The 18,232-nt window shown below is 41.2% G+C and carries 15 protein-coding genes; all 15 read left to right on the forward strand.

Features of this window, described 5'->3' with window-relative positions; translation table 11 throughout:
- The first annotated feature begins 56 nt into the window (after positions 1-56).
- The 15 genes from rfbH to BP71_RS12850 all read left to right on the forward strand — a co-directional run bounded on the left by rfbH (position 57) and on the right by BP71_RS12850 (position 18,230).
- Complete coding sequence (gene rfbH / locus BP71_RS12780) at positions 57-1,382, forward strand: lipopolysaccharide biosynthesis protein RfbH (protein ID WP_496379727.1); 1,326 nt, start codon at positions 57-59, stop codon at positions 1,380-1,382.
- Positions 1,379-2,296: a glycosyltransferase gene (locus BP71_RS12785; protein WP_496379728.1), complete on the forward strand. Its 918-nt coding sequence runs from the start codon at positions 1,379-1,381 to the stop codon at positions 2,294-2,296. Before rfbH ends, BP71_RS12785 begins: the two co-directional genes overlap by 4 nt.
- Before the next feature lie 557 nt (positions 2,297-2,853).
- The gene (locus BP71_RS12790; protein ID WP_496379730.1) at positions 2,854-3,573 is read left to right on the forward strand and encodes a polysaccharide biosynthesis protein; all 720 of its coding nucleotides are present in this window, start codon (positions 2,854-2,856) and stop codon (positions 3,571-3,573) included.
- Between the two features lie 107 nt (positions 3,574-3,680).
- Positions 3,681-4,196, forward strand: coding sequence for an acyltransferase (locus BP71_RS12795; RefSeq protein ID WP_496380589.1), 516 nt, complete (start codon positions 3,681-3,683; stop codon positions 4,194-4,196).
- A complete protein-coding gene (locus BP71_RS12800) occupies positions 4,193-5,089 on the forward strand; it encodes an NAD-dependent epimerase/dehydratase family protein (RefSeq protein WP_496379732.1) in 897 nt (298 codons plus the stop codon). Before BP71_RS12795 ends, BP71_RS12800 begins: the two co-directional genes overlap by 4 nt.
- On the forward strand, positions 5,071-6,201 hold the full coding sequence (locus BP71_RS12805) for a glycosyltransferase (RefSeq protein ID WP_496379734.1): 1,131 nt from the start codon (positions 5,071-5,073) through the stop codon (positions 6,199-6,201). The genes BP71_RS12800 and BP71_RS12805 overlap by 19 nt, the downstream gene beginning before the upstream one ends.
- Positions 6,202-6,251: 50 nt before the next feature.
- Complete coding sequence (locus BP71_RS12810) at positions 6,252-7,058, forward strand: glycosyltransferase family 2 protein (RefSeq protein WP_496379736.1); 807 nt, start codon at positions 6,252-6,254, stop codon at positions 7,056-7,058.
- A 76-nt stretch (positions 7,059-7,134) separates the two neighbouring features.
- A complete protein-coding gene (locus BP71_RS12815; RefSeq protein WP_496379738.1) occupies positions 7,135-8,211 on the forward strand; it encodes an EpsG family protein in 1,077 nt (358 codons plus the stop codon).
- Between the two features lie 17 nt (positions 8,212-8,228).
- A complete protein-coding gene (locus BP71_RS12820) occupies positions 8,229-9,368 on the forward strand; it encodes a hypothetical protein (protein ID WP_496379740.1) in 1,140 nt (379 codons plus the stop codon).
- 14 nt (positions 9,369-9,382) lie between these two features.
- Positions 9,383-10,360, forward strand: a complete 978-nt coding sequence (locus tag BP71_RS12825; protein ID WP_496379742.1) for a class I SAM-dependent methyltransferase — start codon at positions 9,383-9,385, stop codon at positions 10,358-10,360.
- Positions 10,361-10,492: 132 nt separating this feature from the next.
- Positions 10,493-11,707, forward strand: coding sequence for a hypothetical protein (locus tag BP71_RS12830; protein ID WP_496379744.1), 1,215 nt, complete (start codon positions 10,493-10,495; stop codon positions 11,705-11,707).
- A gap of 18 nt (positions 11,708-11,725) precedes the next feature.
- Positions 11,726-12,823 (forward strand): glycosyltransferase family 4 protein, encoded by a 1,098-nt coding sequence (locus BP71_RS12835; protein ID WP_496379746.1) that lies wholly within the window; start codon positions 11,726-11,728, stop codon positions 12,821-12,823.
- A 420-nt stretch (positions 12,824-13,243) separates the two neighbouring features.
- On the forward strand, positions 13,244-15,433 hold the full coding sequence (locus tag BP71_RS12840; RefSeq protein WP_496379748.1) for a glycoside hydrolase family protein: 2,190 nt from the start codon (positions 13,244-13,246) through the stop codon (positions 15,431-15,433).
- A gap of 276 nt (positions 15,434-15,709) precedes the next feature.
- Positions 15,710-16,831 carry a glycosyltransferase family 4 protein gene (locus tag BP71_RS12845; protein ID WP_496379750.1) on the forward strand — a complete coding sequence of 374 codons (1,122 nt, stop codon included), beginning with the start codon at positions 15,710-15,712 and terminating at the stop codon, positions 16,829-16,831.
- Positions 16,832-17,228: 397 nt separating this feature from the next.
- Positions 17,229-18,230, forward strand: coding sequence for a sugar transferase (locus tag BP71_RS12850; protein WP_496379752.1), 1,002 nt, complete (start codon positions 17,229-17,231; stop codon positions 18,228-18,230).
- The last annotated feature ends 2 nt before the right edge of the window (positions 18,231-18,232 follow it).

Here is an 18,232-nt window from a genome sequence, read left to right on the forward strand (position 1 = left end):
TTCCTTTTTTCACGACAATTGACATTCCTTACTGACTTTCAGAACTAAAATATATAATGGAAATAACAACTCACAATTTCAATAACATTGACAGTAGTTTGATTGAAAAATTACTCCCTATTTTGACGCAAAAGACTTCCAGGGAGATAGTTGCCGGAACAGACTACATTCCTGTTACTGGTAAAGTGATTGATGAGCAAGATATTCTGCTCGGCATTGATTCGATGATGGATGGCTGGCTGACAACCGGAAGATTTGGTAAAAAATTTGAGTTTCAATTCGCAAAGTATTTTGGCTCTAAATTTTCTGTCCTTGTGAATTCAGGCTCATCAGCTAATTTATGTGCCTTTTACGCCTTGACCTCTCCCAAATTAGGAGATCGTCAAATTAAGCCCGGTGATGAGGTTATCACTGTGGCCGCCGGTTTTCCTACCACTGTTAATCCATTAATCCAATACGGAGCAATTCCGGTATTTGTAGATGTCCACATACCAACGTACAATATCAAGTCCGAGTTGATTGAACAAGCTGTTACGCCAAAAACGAAGGCCATTATGATCGCGCACAGTCTTGGAAATCCTTTCGATCTCGACACTGTCATGGAAGTAGCTAAAAAATACAATCTATGGGTAATCGAAGATGACTGTGATTCTCTTGGAGCCACATATCGGGGCCGCAAAACTGGAACTTTTGGTGATCTTGCGACAGTTTCCTTTTATCCAGCTCATCACATCACAATGGGTGAAGGCGGAGCGATTCTTATCAATAATCCCAAACTCAAAATGATCGTTGAGAGTTTTCGTGACTGGGGGAGAGACTGCTATTGTGAAACTGGTAAGGATAATACCTGCCGCAAACGTTTTGAATGGCAGCTAGGCGACTTGCCGTTTGGTTACGACCACAAATATACTTATTCGCACATTGGCTTTAATCTTAAGGTAACCGACATGCAGGCAGCAATTGGACTTAGCCAGCTTCAAAAGGCGGACCAGTTTGTTGCAAAACGCAGAGCGAATCACAAACAGCTTTACGCAGCTCTTAGACCATTCGAGGAACATTTTATCTTGCATGAAGCAACTCCCCACAGTGATCCGAGCTGGTTTGGCTTTATGATTACTATCCGGGAAAGTAGCCCGATTGATCGCAGCGACCTTACACAGTATCTGGAGGAAAATAAAATCGGCACCCGCCTCCTTTTCGCTGGAAACTTACTACGCCAGCCAGCTTATGCGGGAATTCAGCATCGTGTTGTAGGAGATCTTACTAATACGGATATCATTATGAACCGGTCTTTCTGGCTCGGGGTATGGCCAGGCCTTAACGAATCTCATTATACATACATAGCTGATGTTATCTCTCAATACATCAACTCAAAAATATGACCCTACCAAGGCCAAAAATCGGAGTTGCGATCCCTTCGTTCAAGAGAGAGAAATATCTACGGATTCTGTTAGCTACTATTCCTGACGATATCGATGTAGTAGTGAGCGATAATGGCAATAACTATTCGACCGAATTTCGTGAAGAATTTAGCGGCTGCAAATTCATAGGAACGAATCGAGTAGTAGATGTAATAGAGAACTGGAACAATGCGGCTTCCAACTTAGAGACTGAATGGATTTGCGTAGCCTCAGACGACGATATTTTTTTTCATAATTCGTTTGAAATGGTGGAGAAATATCTGCTTCTATATCCAGACGCTGAGTTGTTTATTTTCGGACACAAAAATATAAATGAGCATGGTGACGAAATTAATACCTGGAAGATTAACAAACCGGTTATCGCGGATGCACCCGGAGGTTACGACGTTTTCAAATATGGCGTTGATGCAAGGGTGATCGGAGTTTTTTTTAAAAGAGATTTGTACAATCGAATCGGCAAATTTGATGAGCGCTATAAAGTTACAGCTTCCGACAGTGATTTTATTCAACTAGCCTTGCTTAATGCAAAATCGGTCGTAGTTCCTGAGGTTGTGGCCGGATATCGGGTTTGGACTAGTAGCATGACGGGCCAACTTATCACGACGAAAGAATGGCATCATGAAGTTCGGTATTGGCAAACTAAAATTGCAAAAGAGTTACAGGATCGGGAATTCACAAAGGCCGAAATCAGAAAAAATACAAATGAAGTAATTGCCAGAAATTTACTTGCTGGGCTTACTTCCCTTCGAAAAAGGAATGCTGACCTTTTTACTTCACTCAATTTTTTACGCCAATTCCAATATCCAGTATTTGCCAGCGTAAAAACACATCTTAAAATATTAAAATGTCTCTCAAAAACAGCGTTAAAAATTTAGGTCGCGTCGGCAAGTCTTTGAGCATATCCTTTTTTAGCCAGGCAGCAACTTCCCTAGTGAGTTTTGTTATGGTACCTCTTCTCATTCAGTATCTGTCCAAACCGGTATATGGGCTTTGGGTCACATTAATTTCTTTAATAAGCTGGATTCTAATATCCGATTTTGGAATCGGTTATGGATTTCGTAATCGAGTTACAGAGTATTTAGCTGATAACGACAAAGTCAAATTAGGCAAGTATTTCAGGAATACTTTTCAATATTATCTTATACTAACAGTCATTGTATTATTTCTGTTCATATTCCAATTATTCTATAATCCATTGCTGAGTAAGTATAAATCTCTATGCCTGATACTATATTTGCCTTACATTGTCTATTTTCCATTTAGTATCAGTATTCAGATATTACAGGGACTTAGACTGGTACATTACACAGCCCTCCTTGCTTTATGCAGAGCTGCGCTTTGGGCAGCCTTTGTTGCTATTATTATTTCCATAAGGCCATCCGATTCTCAAGGCCTGCTAGTTATCGCCGTAGGATACAGTGTAGTAAACTCCATGGTGAATTTTGTATGTGTCTACCTAGCGTTCTCCAAAACAAAAATAACCATACCCCACATAAGTGATCTGCTCACGAAGCCTGTTATAGATGAGACCCTTCTAACAGGTGCAAAATTCTTTGTACTTCAGGTAAGCACTTTGCTACTCTTCTCAATGGGCAATTATTACATTTATTCAAATCTTACTCCGGCTGACACCGCCCATTATGATACTGTTAATAAGGTCTACTCGCTGTATATGACTTTCTTCAATATGATCATCTCTGTTTATTGGTCCGAAATCGTCTATCAGAAAACAGCAGGAAATTATATAAAATTAAAGGAAATATACAAAAAGCTGGTAGCTATGTCTGCTGCCATTTCGCTCGGATCAATTTTGATAGCGCTGGCAGTTCCAACAATAATATCAGTTTGGACTAACAATGCAGTTAAAGTTGACGTTCAAACCTGTATCCCTTTCTCGTTCATGGTTTCAATTCAGTCCGCTGCATATGCGGGCGCTGTCTTCTTGAATGCTTTTGAAAAGGTAGTCCCTCAGCTCATTCTCGCATTTATCAATATAGCAATCATTCTTCCCTTAATAAAGCTAGGCTTCCATCTTCAGTGGGGTATGAGTACTGTCCCACTTGTTTCAGCAGTTTTGACGTTGCCTTCTCTCATAGTTTGCCATATCAGGGCTCTTGATTTGATAAAGTTTAAACACCGCCTAGGCGTATGAGTGCTATTCGAAAATATTTCAGAAAGCTTCGCTACAAGCTAAAACTTCATAATCTCCCGAGAAACCTATACGCTATTGGACAAGGCAGCGTCCTTAGACCGTTTGGGATTAAAATACAGTTCCCTGCAGATTACGAAGATCGCCTTTACGTGACAATTGGCAACAATTGTCTGATCGATGCAAAGTTCATTTTTGAAACCAAAACTGGTGTAGTGAAAATCGGCAACAATGTGCATATTGGGAACGCCACTTTTATCACTAAATCTTCTATAATCGTCGGCAGCGACGTTACAATGGCATGGGGAATAATGCTGTATGACCATGACTCTCATTCCATCCACTGGGACGAACGGAAAAACGACAATCATCAATGCTATCAAGATTTTCACAACCACGGGGGAAACAACATAATGAATAAGGACTGGTCGCATGTCAAAACAAAGCCGATCGTCATCCATGATAAAGTGTGGATTGGTTTCGATGCCACGATCCTCAAAGGGGTTACTGTTGGTGAAGGGGCAGTTATTGGCGCCAAAAGCGTTGTAACCAAAGACGTCCCCCCATGGTCTGTAGTGGCGGGAAATCCAGCGAAAGTAGTCAAATACATTGATCAAAAAATATGAAAGTCATCATCATAGGCTCAAAGGGTTTCATAGGTAGCCATCTCACGACCTTCTACAAGGGCAGGAAAAATGACATTGTTTTTGAGTGCGATGTCGTTGTGGATTATGCCCAGGAAAACTACTTCCTGATTGATGCAACAAATGCAAATTATCAGGACATATTCAAGAACAATCAGTTTGACCTGTGCATCAATTGTTCAGGAGCGGCCAGCGTACCCGATTCCTTAACCAATCCACTCAGGGATTTCACGCTGAACACCTACAATGTGGCCAAATTGCTGGAAGCCATTCGACTCAGTCAGCCGAATTGTAAGTTCATCAATCTCTCCAGTGCGGCTGTGTATGGAAACCCCTCTCAAATCCCCATCAGTGAGCAACATACTCCAAAGCCCATCTCTCCTTATGGAGTTCATAAATTGCAGGCGGAGCAGGTCTGCAAAATGTTTTTTGATATCTATAAAATTCCGACTTGTTCTCTCAGAATCTTCTCCGCTTATGGGAATGGCCTGAAAAAACAGCTATTTTGGGATGTTTTCAAAAAAGCGTCCAAAGGCGACGTCCTGGAGATGTTCGGCACTGGTAGTGAAACCCGCGACTTCATCCACGTCGATGACGTGGTTCGGGCGATTGAGATCACCGCAAACCATGCAGGATTCACCGGCGAAATCGTTAACATCGCCAATGGGCAAGAAATTAAAATTAAGGATGCTGTTGAGACCTTTTTATCTCTTTTCAAAGAGCAAAAAACGGCGAGGTTCAACTCTGTAGTAAAAGAGGGCGATCCTCTATATTGGCAGGCAGACATATCTTCCTTACGGGCTATGGGTTACACACCATCCGTTTCACTCCAAAAAGGATTAGAGAACTATTATTTATGGATCAATCAATTGTAAGAAAGCAGCTGGGTCTGTTATTCCTCTCTACTTACGAACAATGGGCAGGGGGACTGATATATATTTTAAATCTCATCAGGGCTTTGAATCTCTTAGAGGATTCTCAGAAGCCCTCCTTGATCATTTTCCATGGATTTGAGTCACCTTTAAGTGACATCAGGAGCATCAACTACCCATACATTCAATTTAAGCAAGTAAATAGTCCCAGTATTATAGGAAAAATATTCCTGAGATGTAAAAGGGTTATCACCGGAAAAGCGGCCTTCTATTCAGCTCTTCCTGAGACCGTGTATCCGTACAACAAATATGTTTTCCTCGGGAAAAAGCCGATCTATTGGATTCCTGATTTTCAGGAATGGTATCTCCCGCATATGTTCTCCGAAGCAGAGATCAAAAAGAGAAAAACGCATCAGTCGGAAATCGCCGACAGCGGAGGTAAAGTCGTTTTGAGCAGTCAGGACGCTTTAAATGACTTCAAGAAGTTCTATCCTGAAAGTAAATGTGAGCTACGATTACTTAGATTCGCTAGTCTTCTACCCGACTTCAGTCATCTGGATATCGACGCTATACGGGAAAAGTATTCTCTTGAAGGCACCTACTTCATGTCTCCCAACCAATTTTGGGCTCATAAGAATCATATTCTGGTGCTTAAGGCCATTTCTTCGTTGAAAAAGTATAATCTTGACTTTAAGGTCGTATTTACCGGAAGCCCGAGCGACTATAGAAATAGCGGCTTCTTCAAGCAGCTAGAGGAATATGTAGAACTTCACCAGATCGGACCGTGGGTTAAATTTCTTGGATTTATCGATCGGCTTGACCAGCTCTGCCTCATGAAAAATGCCCGAGCCATCATCCAGCCTTCCCTATTTGAAGGGTGGAGCACCGTTGTGGAAGACGCTAAAGCAATGAACCAATTTATTATGCTTAGTGACCTCCCGGTGCACAAAGAACAGGCCGATGCAAACTGCATTTTTTTTGAAAGAAACTCGGAAAAAGGGCTGGCCGCCTTGATTCAGCAGTTTACACTTTCAAAGCCATCTATAACTAAAATAGATTACGGAAAGAACATCAGAGAATTCTCGGAGACTATTATCAAAGTACTTCAACACTGATTCTAATTAGCCGAAACACTATAGAAATCATTCCTGTTATCTAAAACAATATGACAGTCAATCCAAAAATATCCATTATCACCGTTGTAAGAAATGGGAAAAGCCATATTGAGGAAACTATAAACAGTGTTTTAAATCAAAGTTACCAAAACGTAGAATATATCATTATTGACGGCAATTCAACTGATGGAACTATCGAAATTATTGAAAAATATAGCAATCGCCTTGCCTATTGGATAAGTGAGCGTGACACGGGGATTTATGATGCGATGAACAAGGGAGTTAAAGCTTCTAGCGGCGATTGGCTTCTTTTCATTAACGCTGATGACTCTATTGTTCATGATCGAGTCATCGAAGAGGTGGTTCCGTTTCTGAACAGGGCAAACACCTTAATCGCTTACGGGCAAATACGTTTTATATTTTCAGAGGAAAATGACAAACTGTACGGAGAAGAATGGAATCTGGTTAAAAACAAATTCCGGCATATAGCGAACTGCATTCCCCACCAGGCCACATTCCATCACAAATCACTTTTTGAAAATGAATTATTTGACAGTTCATTTCAGATAGCTGGTGATTACGATTTTCTTTTAAGACATCTGAAAAATAACGAAGCTACTTTTATTCCCATACTGGTAGCCAAAATGCGGGCGGATGGAATTAGCTTTTCAGCCAGCAAAATAAAATTACTTAAAGACACACGGAAAGCTCAGCTCAAAAATAAAATGTATGTCTGGCTCCCGTCCATTCCATGGATTGCATCGGCGGCTAAATTACTTGTGGTTCAATTCATTATACAGTGTTTTGGGGTCTCCGGGAAGGACCTGCTAAAGAAAGTAATCCCTTTGGGGCGCTGAAACACAAAATTAATAAGTACTTCCCAATCAAAAACATTGAAATCAACAGCGGCTTGACAACCGGAGTATCGTAGCAATGCTCATATACATAATACTATATATCACTTTCTTTGTCCTCGGCATGTTCGATATTTTCGTAGCAGACCGCAGAAAGATTGTCATGCTATTTTTGCTATGTACAATGGGGACCGCAGTTATCCTCGCCGCTGGCCTTCGCTGGGACACCGGCACCGACTGGAGTACTTATCGCTACTACTTCATGTCTATCGAAACCAGGACCTGGGGCTCGTCAGGTATGGAAATTGGCTATGAAGTACTGGTGAGATTCTTTCATTACTTTTTTAACGGGGAACAAACCCCCTTCCTTCTATTTACCGCCTTTGCCATTGTTACAATAACTTACACGGCATTATTTAAAGCTAGTAAATTCCCTCTGTTTTCTCTCTTCCTGCTCATGTCATATAGTCTGGTTGGAAGCGGATTTGGAGTCCGGCAAGATCTGGCCATAGCCTTGACTGTATTCTCGATAACTTATATAGAACAGCGATCATTCCCGAAATTCCTGGCAGTAATGTTGCTGGCACTTGCGATTCACAAATCTTCTGCGATATTCTTTCCAGCCTACTATCTCTACACTTTCAGATGGAGTGCAGTAAAAATATCTACTATTCTCTTATTCACCGTATTATGTGTCGCGCTGTCGGAAACGCTTATGCAGACATTGGGGCCTCTGGTTTCTGAAAATAAAGCTGAGCATTACCTTGAGTTGGGTATGGAGCATTTCGACAATCCTGTTATGTCTATGATCAAAGGTTTGGCCGGTCGCTTCCTGGTGTTATTCGTTGCGATAGGATTTGTCAAGTATGGAGAAAATGAAGATAAGTTCTATAATGGTCTCTTTAATTTGTACGTATTCGGTATTATTATCTATTCTATTTTCACACCATTGAACCTGATATTCAGCCGTCTCGCACGACCGTACGACGTCTTTCAAATTTTACTAATTCCTTTTGCATATTCAAAGGCTACTCGAACCCACAAAATCATAATCTTACTTGTAGTCATCTCATTTTCGGTTTTAAAATTCTCAACAACCTTAAAAAACAGTGATGAAGGCGTATATGTACCGTACAAAAGCATTTTCACTCAATAAATTCGCCTCGATATCTTATGATTTACGTTGTAGACACACTTTCACTTAGCTCACAACACGAACAGTTTAACACCTCGTTTCTTAGGTTACTTCAAGTTACTTCAGGTAAAGATGGTATCACTTTTTTTGGGTCCCGATCGCTCAACAATCATTTAGAAAGAAAAGTGAGCGATATTAAATTTGAGAATGTTACAGTCTATTCAGGTCGAGGTGGTATCAGGGAGTTTATACGCGCAATCCATCAATTCAGAATATTGACCAGCATTCTAAGAAAGGCTGATATACACGAAGTTTCACAATTTTATATACTTCTAATTCATCCGTTAGCACACTTTCTTTTCAAGCTATTTTTCAGAAGCAATGTACAAACAAATGTTGTACTCCATGGCGAATTGGAGTCCATTAAATTCAACAAACATTTTCTAAACAAAGTGTGGGGGGCTTTCCTGAAACCTGCACTTATTAAAAATAAAGCTTGTATCCGATATATAATACTGGGGGAGAGCATATATAAAAACTTGTTAGATATCATCCCTTCTTTTAACGCTCAGGAGAAAATCATACTCGACCATCCTTATCCTTTTACAAACAAACATACTGTTAGAAAAATAGGCCCGACGATTGTATTCTCTTGCTTGGGTGTGGCGGGAGTGCAAAAAAATTCACAATATTTCTTCGAAGTAGCTGAAAAAATAGCTCGAGCAGCGCTAAGTCATCGATCTAAATTTAATATTTGCGGAATGGTATTTAAAAACATGGCCCCTTATCTGAATAAACATGTGAACTATAAAAAAATCAACAGATCACTAAGCAGAGAAGAGGTAGATATGCTATTAGATGAATCCCATTTTGCCGTATTCTATTATGACAATGACAATTATTCCCTCTGCCCGAGTGGAGCATTCTGGGACGCAATTAATGCTGAACTCCCATTGCTATACGTCAAAAATGACTACTTTAAACACTATTCCGATTTGGTAGGGCAGATCGGCATCGTGTTTGATTCCCCGGAAGCACTTAACAAATATATTATCGACCTTATCAGCAATGGCACAACACCAGCGAATTATGATGAATTCATAGGCAATATCAGAACACTGAAATATAGCTACATGAATGAGCAAAACCTTTCTAATCAGTTAAACAGACTTTCTTAAATCTAATCAATGCTATGAAAAAAATTCTAAAAAAGCTAATTAAAGCAATTTATAAATCACCGTTGTTTGATGTTCTGCTTACACCCTTTGTCTTACTCTCGTCGCTGATACTGCTTCTCGTACGGAGGATCGGATTTAAGCATCTAAAAATATCCAAACAAGTCCTTTTAAAGGTTGGGCTCATGCCGATAAGAGACCATTACTATGAACCTTTGTTCAACCCTAAACACCTGGCAAAACCCCTCTCCGAAGATCGGTTTTTACCGGGGATCTCCTGGAACGTACAGGAACAGCTTTCCACACTCGCATCTTTCCAGTTCGAGAGCGAGTTTGTTGACATCCCGGATAATTACCAGGGTGATCTGACGTTCCATTTTAACAATCAATCTTTTCTATCCGGGGATGCTGAGTATCTCTACAACATTATTCGGCTCAAAAAACCCAAAACGCTCATAGAGATCGGCTGCGGAAACTCCACCAAAATTGCACAATTAGCCATACAACGCAACAAAAACGAAGCTAGCTCGTATCGTTGCGAGCATATATGCATTGAACCCTACGAAATGCCGTGGCTTGAGAAGTTAGGCATAGAAATTGTCCGGAAAAAAGTGGAGGACAACAATGCTGGGATTTTTGCCAAGCTTGAAGAGGGAGATATCTTGTTTATCGACTCAAGTCACATGATCAGGCCACAGGGAGATGTCCTTTTTGAATTTTTAGAACTACTTCCAACGCTGAAAAAAGGAGTTATTGTGCACATCCATGACATTTTCTCTCCAAAAGATTACCTGAAAGAATGGGTAATAGACGAAGTAAGACTATGGAATGAGCAGTATCTGCTTGAAGCATTTCTTACCTCAAACAAAGACTGGAAGATCATTGGTGCATTGAACTACCTCCACCATAATCACTATGATCGCTTGAAAGAAAAATGTCCTCGCCTTACAAAAGACCGTGAACCTGGTTCATTTTATATTGAGAAAATAAGCTAGTTTTATCATACCCGCAGTTAGCAATAACAAACCAGTCCCCAAACTGGCCCTCTATCTTGTTTTATTTAAAATATACTCCTCTTAGCATCGGCCGAAGGATAGTAAGCAAGTATCAACGTTAAATAGAGCAAAATGAAACGAATTATTTGGATGGCTTTGACAGGATTGTTCCTGACAATAGCTGCTACTACATCGGCCACGAGCCAGGATAAAACATTGAGAGATAGCACCATTAAGTATGGTGTTGACATAGAGCCTTATCTGAAAAGCGTTACAAATAACGAAATTGTCGATGGGTTTAACTATTCGCCGTACATCAATAAGTTTCTCAAAGAGCACAAGTATGTAAAATTCCCGGCGCGCAAAATAACAATTGGTTTGGACAAGGCCTCCACCGGATATCCGTATCATCTCATTATAAATTCGGGTAATCGCCTGTATTTTCCCAAAGGCAGCTTGTTGGCTTGTCCGGTAGATTTGAAAACCAATGGATACATGGTCTTCATTGCCTGGGATGCAAGAGACATATTTATCGACGGAATCAACATTCTTGGGAGTAAGGCAAATCCCGGATACATAACATCCGCGTATGGCGCAGGCATAGCGATGTATGCACCAACGAAGGTACTTCTGACTAATGTTAAGATTGACAAAAGCTCAGGAGACGGACTGGCCGTCAGGGTTCAGTGGGGAAAACAAAGTGAGAACATTACGATAAAAAAAGCCCAAATTTACAACTCGACCAGGGTCGGAATGCTTATTACCGGAATCATAAACGGCAAATTCAGTGACATTCACATTGAAGGTACCGGCGAAAAGGCAAAAGAGAAGATCGTAAAGCCTCAAACCGCACTCTCCTTCGAACCTAATGACTGTACCAGCAGATACGTCAATTGCAAATTCTACAACCTCGAGACCAAAAATAACCTTGGACCGGTTCTCGCCACTACAAATTTTTACAACATATTTGTTAAAAATACGTGTGGGGTCAATAAAATTGACGTGACCATCAATGGATGGATGGACTACAATGATGATCCTGCCTGCTATGGGGCCTCGTTCGACACGGCGGGAGCGGACATGGAGCCTTACGACACAAAGGATATATCGGGAACATTTACAATCAATAACCCTTCCATTACCAGGAATACAAAGAAAAAGATATATGATTCTTATTTCTTTCATGGAGAACAAGAAAGAATAAAAGGTGGAGTCCGGTACGTGCTTACCAACTTAAAACTGGCGAATGAAGGTGCAACCTTTACCATGAAAAACAGAGGAAAGAATGCCGAAATAAAGACGCTCATAGATAAAATCAACAAAAACAACAAAATGGAAATTAAGTAACCGTAACCCCCGGACAACTTGGAACGAAAAAAGAAGTTAACCTACGTATTGCACAATATAGCAATTGGAGGAGTCGAGGTAGCGCTAATTTCAGCGCTTCCGAGTCTGGCTAAGAAATACGATCTACAAGTAATCGTCCTGGGTTATGTTGACCAGAACATGATCAGACATTTGAGCGAGGAACAAAAAGCCGTTTTCCAGGTTTTCAATTATCCTTTTTATGTTTATCCTTTAGTTCTGGGAAAGATTGTGCGTTCAATTTCAAGGCACGACCCGGAAATAATGATATGCTCTCTATGGCGTGCTTCGCTAGTCGGTGTATGTGCGAAATGGATGAATAGCAAAATCCGATTTTTCTCGTTCAACCATAGCACGCGCTTCCCTCATATTTTTTCAGCTTTATTTACAAAAATAGCCGCAAAAAACGCCGATGTAATTTTGACAGATGGAATCGCCACAAGTGACTTTGTAGCCAAAACGTTGAAACCGGCAGTGCCTATACGTGTCGTTTCCTTTCTGACCCAGCCCGCTCCGGCATTTATTCCGCAGAAGGAGTCTGACAACAATGAGATTCGCTTTATGTTCCTGGGCAGAATAAATAAAGTAAAAAATTTACCGCTGATCATCAAGGTGATAGAACACCTCCGGAGCCTCTCCATTCCATGTACGCTGGATATTTTTGGCAGAGATGACGATGGCAGTGCTGACGAATTGAACCTGCAGATAAGACAAGCCAGACTTGAAAACTATGTCCGCTTGAAGGGTGAGATTCCGAGCGAGCAGCGAGGCGCTCTTTTTCAAAACTACCATTTTTATATTCAATTAAGCACTTTCGAAGGTATGGCCATGAGCGTTGTTGAAGCGATGCAAAATGGCCTGGTATGCGTTGTTTCTCCCGTCGGCGAAATAGTCCACTACGCTAAGGACATGGAGTCCGCCATCTTTATCAATATTCAAAACCAGGCTGAGCACTGGAATACTGATATGAATAAGGTGATAGAAGTTATAAACAATAAGGATCTATATAATAAAATGTCTGTAAAATGCAGGTCTTATTTCCTGAACAAAAGCCTTTTTATGGACTCCCTTATCGAACAGCTGGAAGCCAGTAATTAGGCTGAGCGTTACCTATTGATTTGCTGCACTATTGCGACGGATATTCCCAGGCGCATATTCTCAATACTACATTCTACGACGACAATTCATTTGTACCTGTCAAGCGACGCACATATCCCCTGCTCGGCTTGATAATTTATTCTACATCTCGTTGTCGCAATTGAACGCTCTAGTGTATTAAATGTCCATAAATGTACCTTTTAAGGGCATAAAACACCTCCCGCCGGCATCCGTCGACCATAGACATAACATCCTCACAGTTAATATCGTAGAAAATATTTCTACCTAACAGAGACTTTGTGAATATATTTGTCACTAGTTTTGTTAAGTAAGCATCAAATATATTCTATTATTTATATAGAATTATTTTTCTCATCGTTATTCATAGTCACTATCAAACCAACCATTGTATACATGTCCATGCAAACAAAAATTTTACTACTACTCATCGCCACGCTTTGCTTTTCTGAGCTTGCCTATGCGCGAGAAAATCCCAAAATAGATCCAATAAAATTTGAAATGAGCACCCAGGCTACTCAAGTAGCTTTAAACGAGGAATTCGAAATCAGCATCAAGGCAGCATACCTATACATTCCGTCAAATACGGCGTTTGTTTTCGAGGGAGCCAATTCATTCCGTCTCAAAATCGTCCTACCCGATGGTTTTGAGCAAACCGGGGGCAATTTTCGGGACTTCATAGGAGCTGATCTGAGTTCCGGTAACCGCGCTGTGCAATACACCCTGAAAGGAAAATTTACCCGAAATGCCGGTTCAGGAGCTTTCCAGTTGCTGCGTAGCCATAGGAAGGCCGACAATCAGAGTACTTTTATCGAAGTATCGCGAATAATGTTTAATACTGATGAAGGTTCATCAGTGAATCGGGAAAACGCCGAGGCAAAAATACTACTCGCATCCACCCCAGGCTATGTACCATATTTGAGTATCGCGCAAGTGAGAGCAGGAGATGCAGATACCGCCAAGGCAATTTTCATTACTGATAATAACCGTTACGGACTGTTCAGGTATAATTCCGCCTCCACAGCAGCAGATGACGGCGCTATGACTATTGTCGCGCCAGGGCGCAGGTACGAACGGGTTTACGAAGGAGCTATTAATGTAAGGTGGTTCGGGGTCATCGGGGACGGAGTCAATGACCAATCCGCAGTGATTCAGGCAATGCTGAATAACCCTAAATACAGGAATATATTTTTCCCGAAATCAACTGCTTCATACAGAATAAGATCCATCAGGATACCAAGCAATTCGACGCTTACTTTTGAAGAAGGTACAGTCGTGGAGGGTATGGGTACGCTAAATACGAGTGAAAAAATGATGTATATGTATGATGTCGATAATATTGTTATCCGAGGGTATGGTACATTATTCAAAGATCACAGAGAAAACTATACTTCAGACCAATGGAGGCATATCTTCTCCCTTGAAGGCGTCTCCAATGCTGTGATAGAGGGGATGGCAGCCAACGACAGTGGTGGTGACGGCTTTTATCTTGGAGCAGGAAGCGTACGTAAAGTCTCTGAAAACATCAAATTCATTAATGTCAGCGCTAATAACAACCGCAGAAGTGGTATGTCGATTACGACAGCAAAGAATGTTGACATTATCAATCCTATTTTATCTAACACCAAAGGCGAGGGCCCTCAGGCAGGACTCAATTTAGAACCCAACAACACTGAAAATCGTCTGGAAGGGGTTAGGATAGAAAATCCCAGAACCAGTGGCAACACCGGTCCCGGGATTATGGTTGGCCCAGGGCAGCTATCTGATAGCGATCGCCTCATCGACGTAGTGATTTCAAATCACGTTGATGATGGAAGCATGTACGGATTTCTGGTTACCACCGTCAGAGGTGCTCTGGGAGGGGCAGTCAGCATCGAAAATCCGGTTTGGAAAAATTCAAAACTCTGCGGATTTGTGTCCAGAAACTGGGGATACAGAGCATGCGCCGTGATGGTTACAAACCCAACCGTTATTAATTCAAATACCATTGGGAGCACTTCCCCAACCGCCGGAGCAGCTTTCTACATCTATCGGGACACGGCCGATACCGGAGACACGAACATCGGCAATATTCACATTACCAACCCAAAAATAATGGATACTAGAACTCCGAAGCTGATACGCAGGGCTTTCAGCTTTATTGACTGGGCAAGTTCCAATAAGATTCTTAACTGCAGTGTGACCGATCCGATCAAAGTGGGCTCCTTCTTTCCTGCAACAAATATGATCGTTAATACGGAGCTATTCTTGTCTGACAGGTACGGCACTTTGGTTCATGAGTTCAGTACTGGAAACAGTATTGCAGACTACACCTATTTTCAAGCCTGGTATTGTAACCAGTTATCGACCGCTACCAGAAACCTGACATTGGGCAAAGTTAATGCCGGCTTCCCTGAGTTGACAGTCGAAGTTAAGTCTGCCAACCGTATCAATATTATACCCAATGCCACGGACAATATTATGCCGATATCGCCAGTCAATGGCAAATACATTTACAGCGGTACCATCGGAAGTAAAATAAAGTTAAAAAAGGCGCTTGACAATACCTGGGTCATAACAGAAATGATTGGTACATGGACAGTCGCACCTTAGTGATCTGAATCGCAGAAAAAGCCGGGTAAAGGAGCTATTTACCTGGCTTTTTCTTTATTTTGTGGCGTCTGATTCAAAAATAGCAGATCATCTGCACTCAAATCAATGAAAATTTACCAAATTCAGTAATTTTGAATTTCACTTATATACATACTATTAGATGCTGTATCACAACACTCACTACCTCCCTGCAGGCTATCAAAATAAGGACAATCCCGGGCGCAAAAAAACCTTTAGGGAATACATTATTATTAGTCAAACCTGCCATATTCCCCGATGATATCTAATAACATTCTCCTCCTCGCCCACGACGGAGAAGATTTTTACAAAGCGAGGCTACCGTTTGCTAGGTTTTTGAAGAATAAAGGTTACAACGTCTCTGTCATAGCTCCCAGGGACAAATTCACTGATTTGATCGCCGATGAAGGTTTCTTGATTCAACCATCAAACCTGAAGAGGAACAATGCCAACCCGTTTCATCTGTTGAAGTCTATGCGTGAGGTGAACAGGTTCGCCATTGCGAACAAGGTGGATATCATTCATTCTTTCAAATTTTTCCCCAACTTCATCAACTCCTTCGCCAACCTTTTCAGCAACAGGAAAGTTGTTTTGCATATAGCTGGCCTGGGAATAGCCTTTGCAAACAAGCAGCCTAAATATCAAATTTTGAAGTTCGCCCAACAACTTCTGTTCACGCTGGAATTTCTGCGGGCAAATCTGGTCATCATTCAAAATCCCGACGACTATGAGGATTTCCTGTTCAAGAAATTTTTCAGAAAGAAAATAAAGGTCGTCAAAGGAAGCGGTGTGGATATTTCTGTGTTTTCTCCCGCGCAGTCAACTTCTCTTCCAAACGGCAAGGCGATTTTCTTGTGCACCACCAGGCTGATATGGGAGAAAGGGATAAAAGAAATGGTGGAAGCATTCGAATCTCTTTCTTCCCCGATACTTGAAAATATAGAACTCCGGATCATTGGCGAGCCAGATACCAAGAATCCAAGAGGAATAACAAGAGATTATATCGAGCGCTACAAGGCCAATGCTCAAATCAGGTTTCTGGGACGGCAGGACAATGTGAAAGAACATCTGCGCAACGCTCACATTTTCATTCTTCCCACTTACTATCGCGAAGGGATTCCCAGAAGCATACTGGAAGCACTTGCCAGCGGTTTACCGGTAATTACCACCGACGTCCCGGGATGTAATCTGACGATCATTCCTAATAAAAACGGTGTACTTATTGCCCCCAGGTCAGTTGAAGCCATTAAATCCGCAGTGGAAAAAATTCTTTCAGAGCGTGAGAATTGGGCGCAAATGGGAGCAGCAAGCCGCAGACTCGCTTTATCTGAATTCTCAGAAAGTGTAATATTTACAGAAATTATAAAATTGTATCCATAAAATTATAGCTAACCGGTGCTGTGGTCCTATCGGCTGCTATCTCATCAAGGAATCTCACGCGATTAGTCCACACCGTCGTACGGAGAAACATTGCACCGGCCCGCCCCATTTTAGTAGAAAGATGTAAGCTGTTATAGATAAATCACACACCTAACGAGTATAGATTGAACATGTAGTACTTTTCAGAGAATTATAACCTCTCTTCTGTATTGGCAGCTCAACTTAAAATTCTCATCAGGAGCTGATTTTGTACTAAACCCGTAAGTAGCATAACTAAGATCAGATAATGTTGCTGTGGTATCTTTAAATATAAGTTTTGATTATTCAAAGTTTATAATTATACTTGTGGCTTATGAGCACACTAATTGTATGATTTTTCCAACAATAACGCACACATATGAAAAACACCTACGTTTCTAATCGGAGGTACGTTCACCGCCTTCAGAGTAAAACAGCTGTCTCTGAAGAGGTATTAATAGTAACCAGTTACGATTATTTTCTTCAGAAGTACGACCTAGCACTACTCCTAAAAAAGTACAAGGAAATCATCCTGATACCTCACTCCGATGATGATGATTACCTTCTGAATCACACAGTAAGACCTCTGCTAGACAAATTTGAGAAAGTACACCTGGTTACAAACCCTGTGTATGACAAGCGTAACAGAGTAATTTATGAACTGGTAGTCCGAAAGAATAAGTCCATAAGAATCACCACTGTTTACGATTTCTGCGAAAAATATCTGAAGAAAGTATACATTCCGGATGATGTATCAGAAATCAACCCGAACCTTCTCACTGTTCCTACGTTTGGAAGAAGGGTAAGATATCCCAAAAAGATCATTGACGTAACCATATCGATTATACTTTTCCTTTGTACCTTACCGCTTTGGATTTTAAGTTATTTCAGGATTAAGCTCCAATCGCCCGGTCCGGTGTTTTACTACCAGGAACGCGTCGGAATGAACAACAAGCTCTTCAATTGTATCAAGTTCCGATCCATGGGCCTGGATGCGGAGCAAAACGGAGCGTCATTTTCTAAGAAAAACGACTCCCGCATCTTCGAATACGGCTCCTTTATGAGACTCACGCGAATCGATGAGCTACCTCAGATTATCAATATCTTCAAAAGGGATTTATCTCTAATTGGTCCAAGACCTGAAAGACCTGTCTTTACTGAAACTTTCGATGAGATTATCCCATACTATAACCTACGGCACAATATCAAACCAGGTATCACCGGCTACGCGCAGGTTATGTATTCGTATGGTGCAGGCGTTTATGATGCCCGACATAAATTGATGTATGATCTCTATTATATCAAAAACTGGAATCTGCTCTTAGAACTCAAGATCATTCTCCTGACAGCAGTCGTAATCTTTGGAAAAAGGGGTAGATAAAT

This window comes from Dyadobacter ginsengisoli DSM 21015, assembly GCF_059568735.1.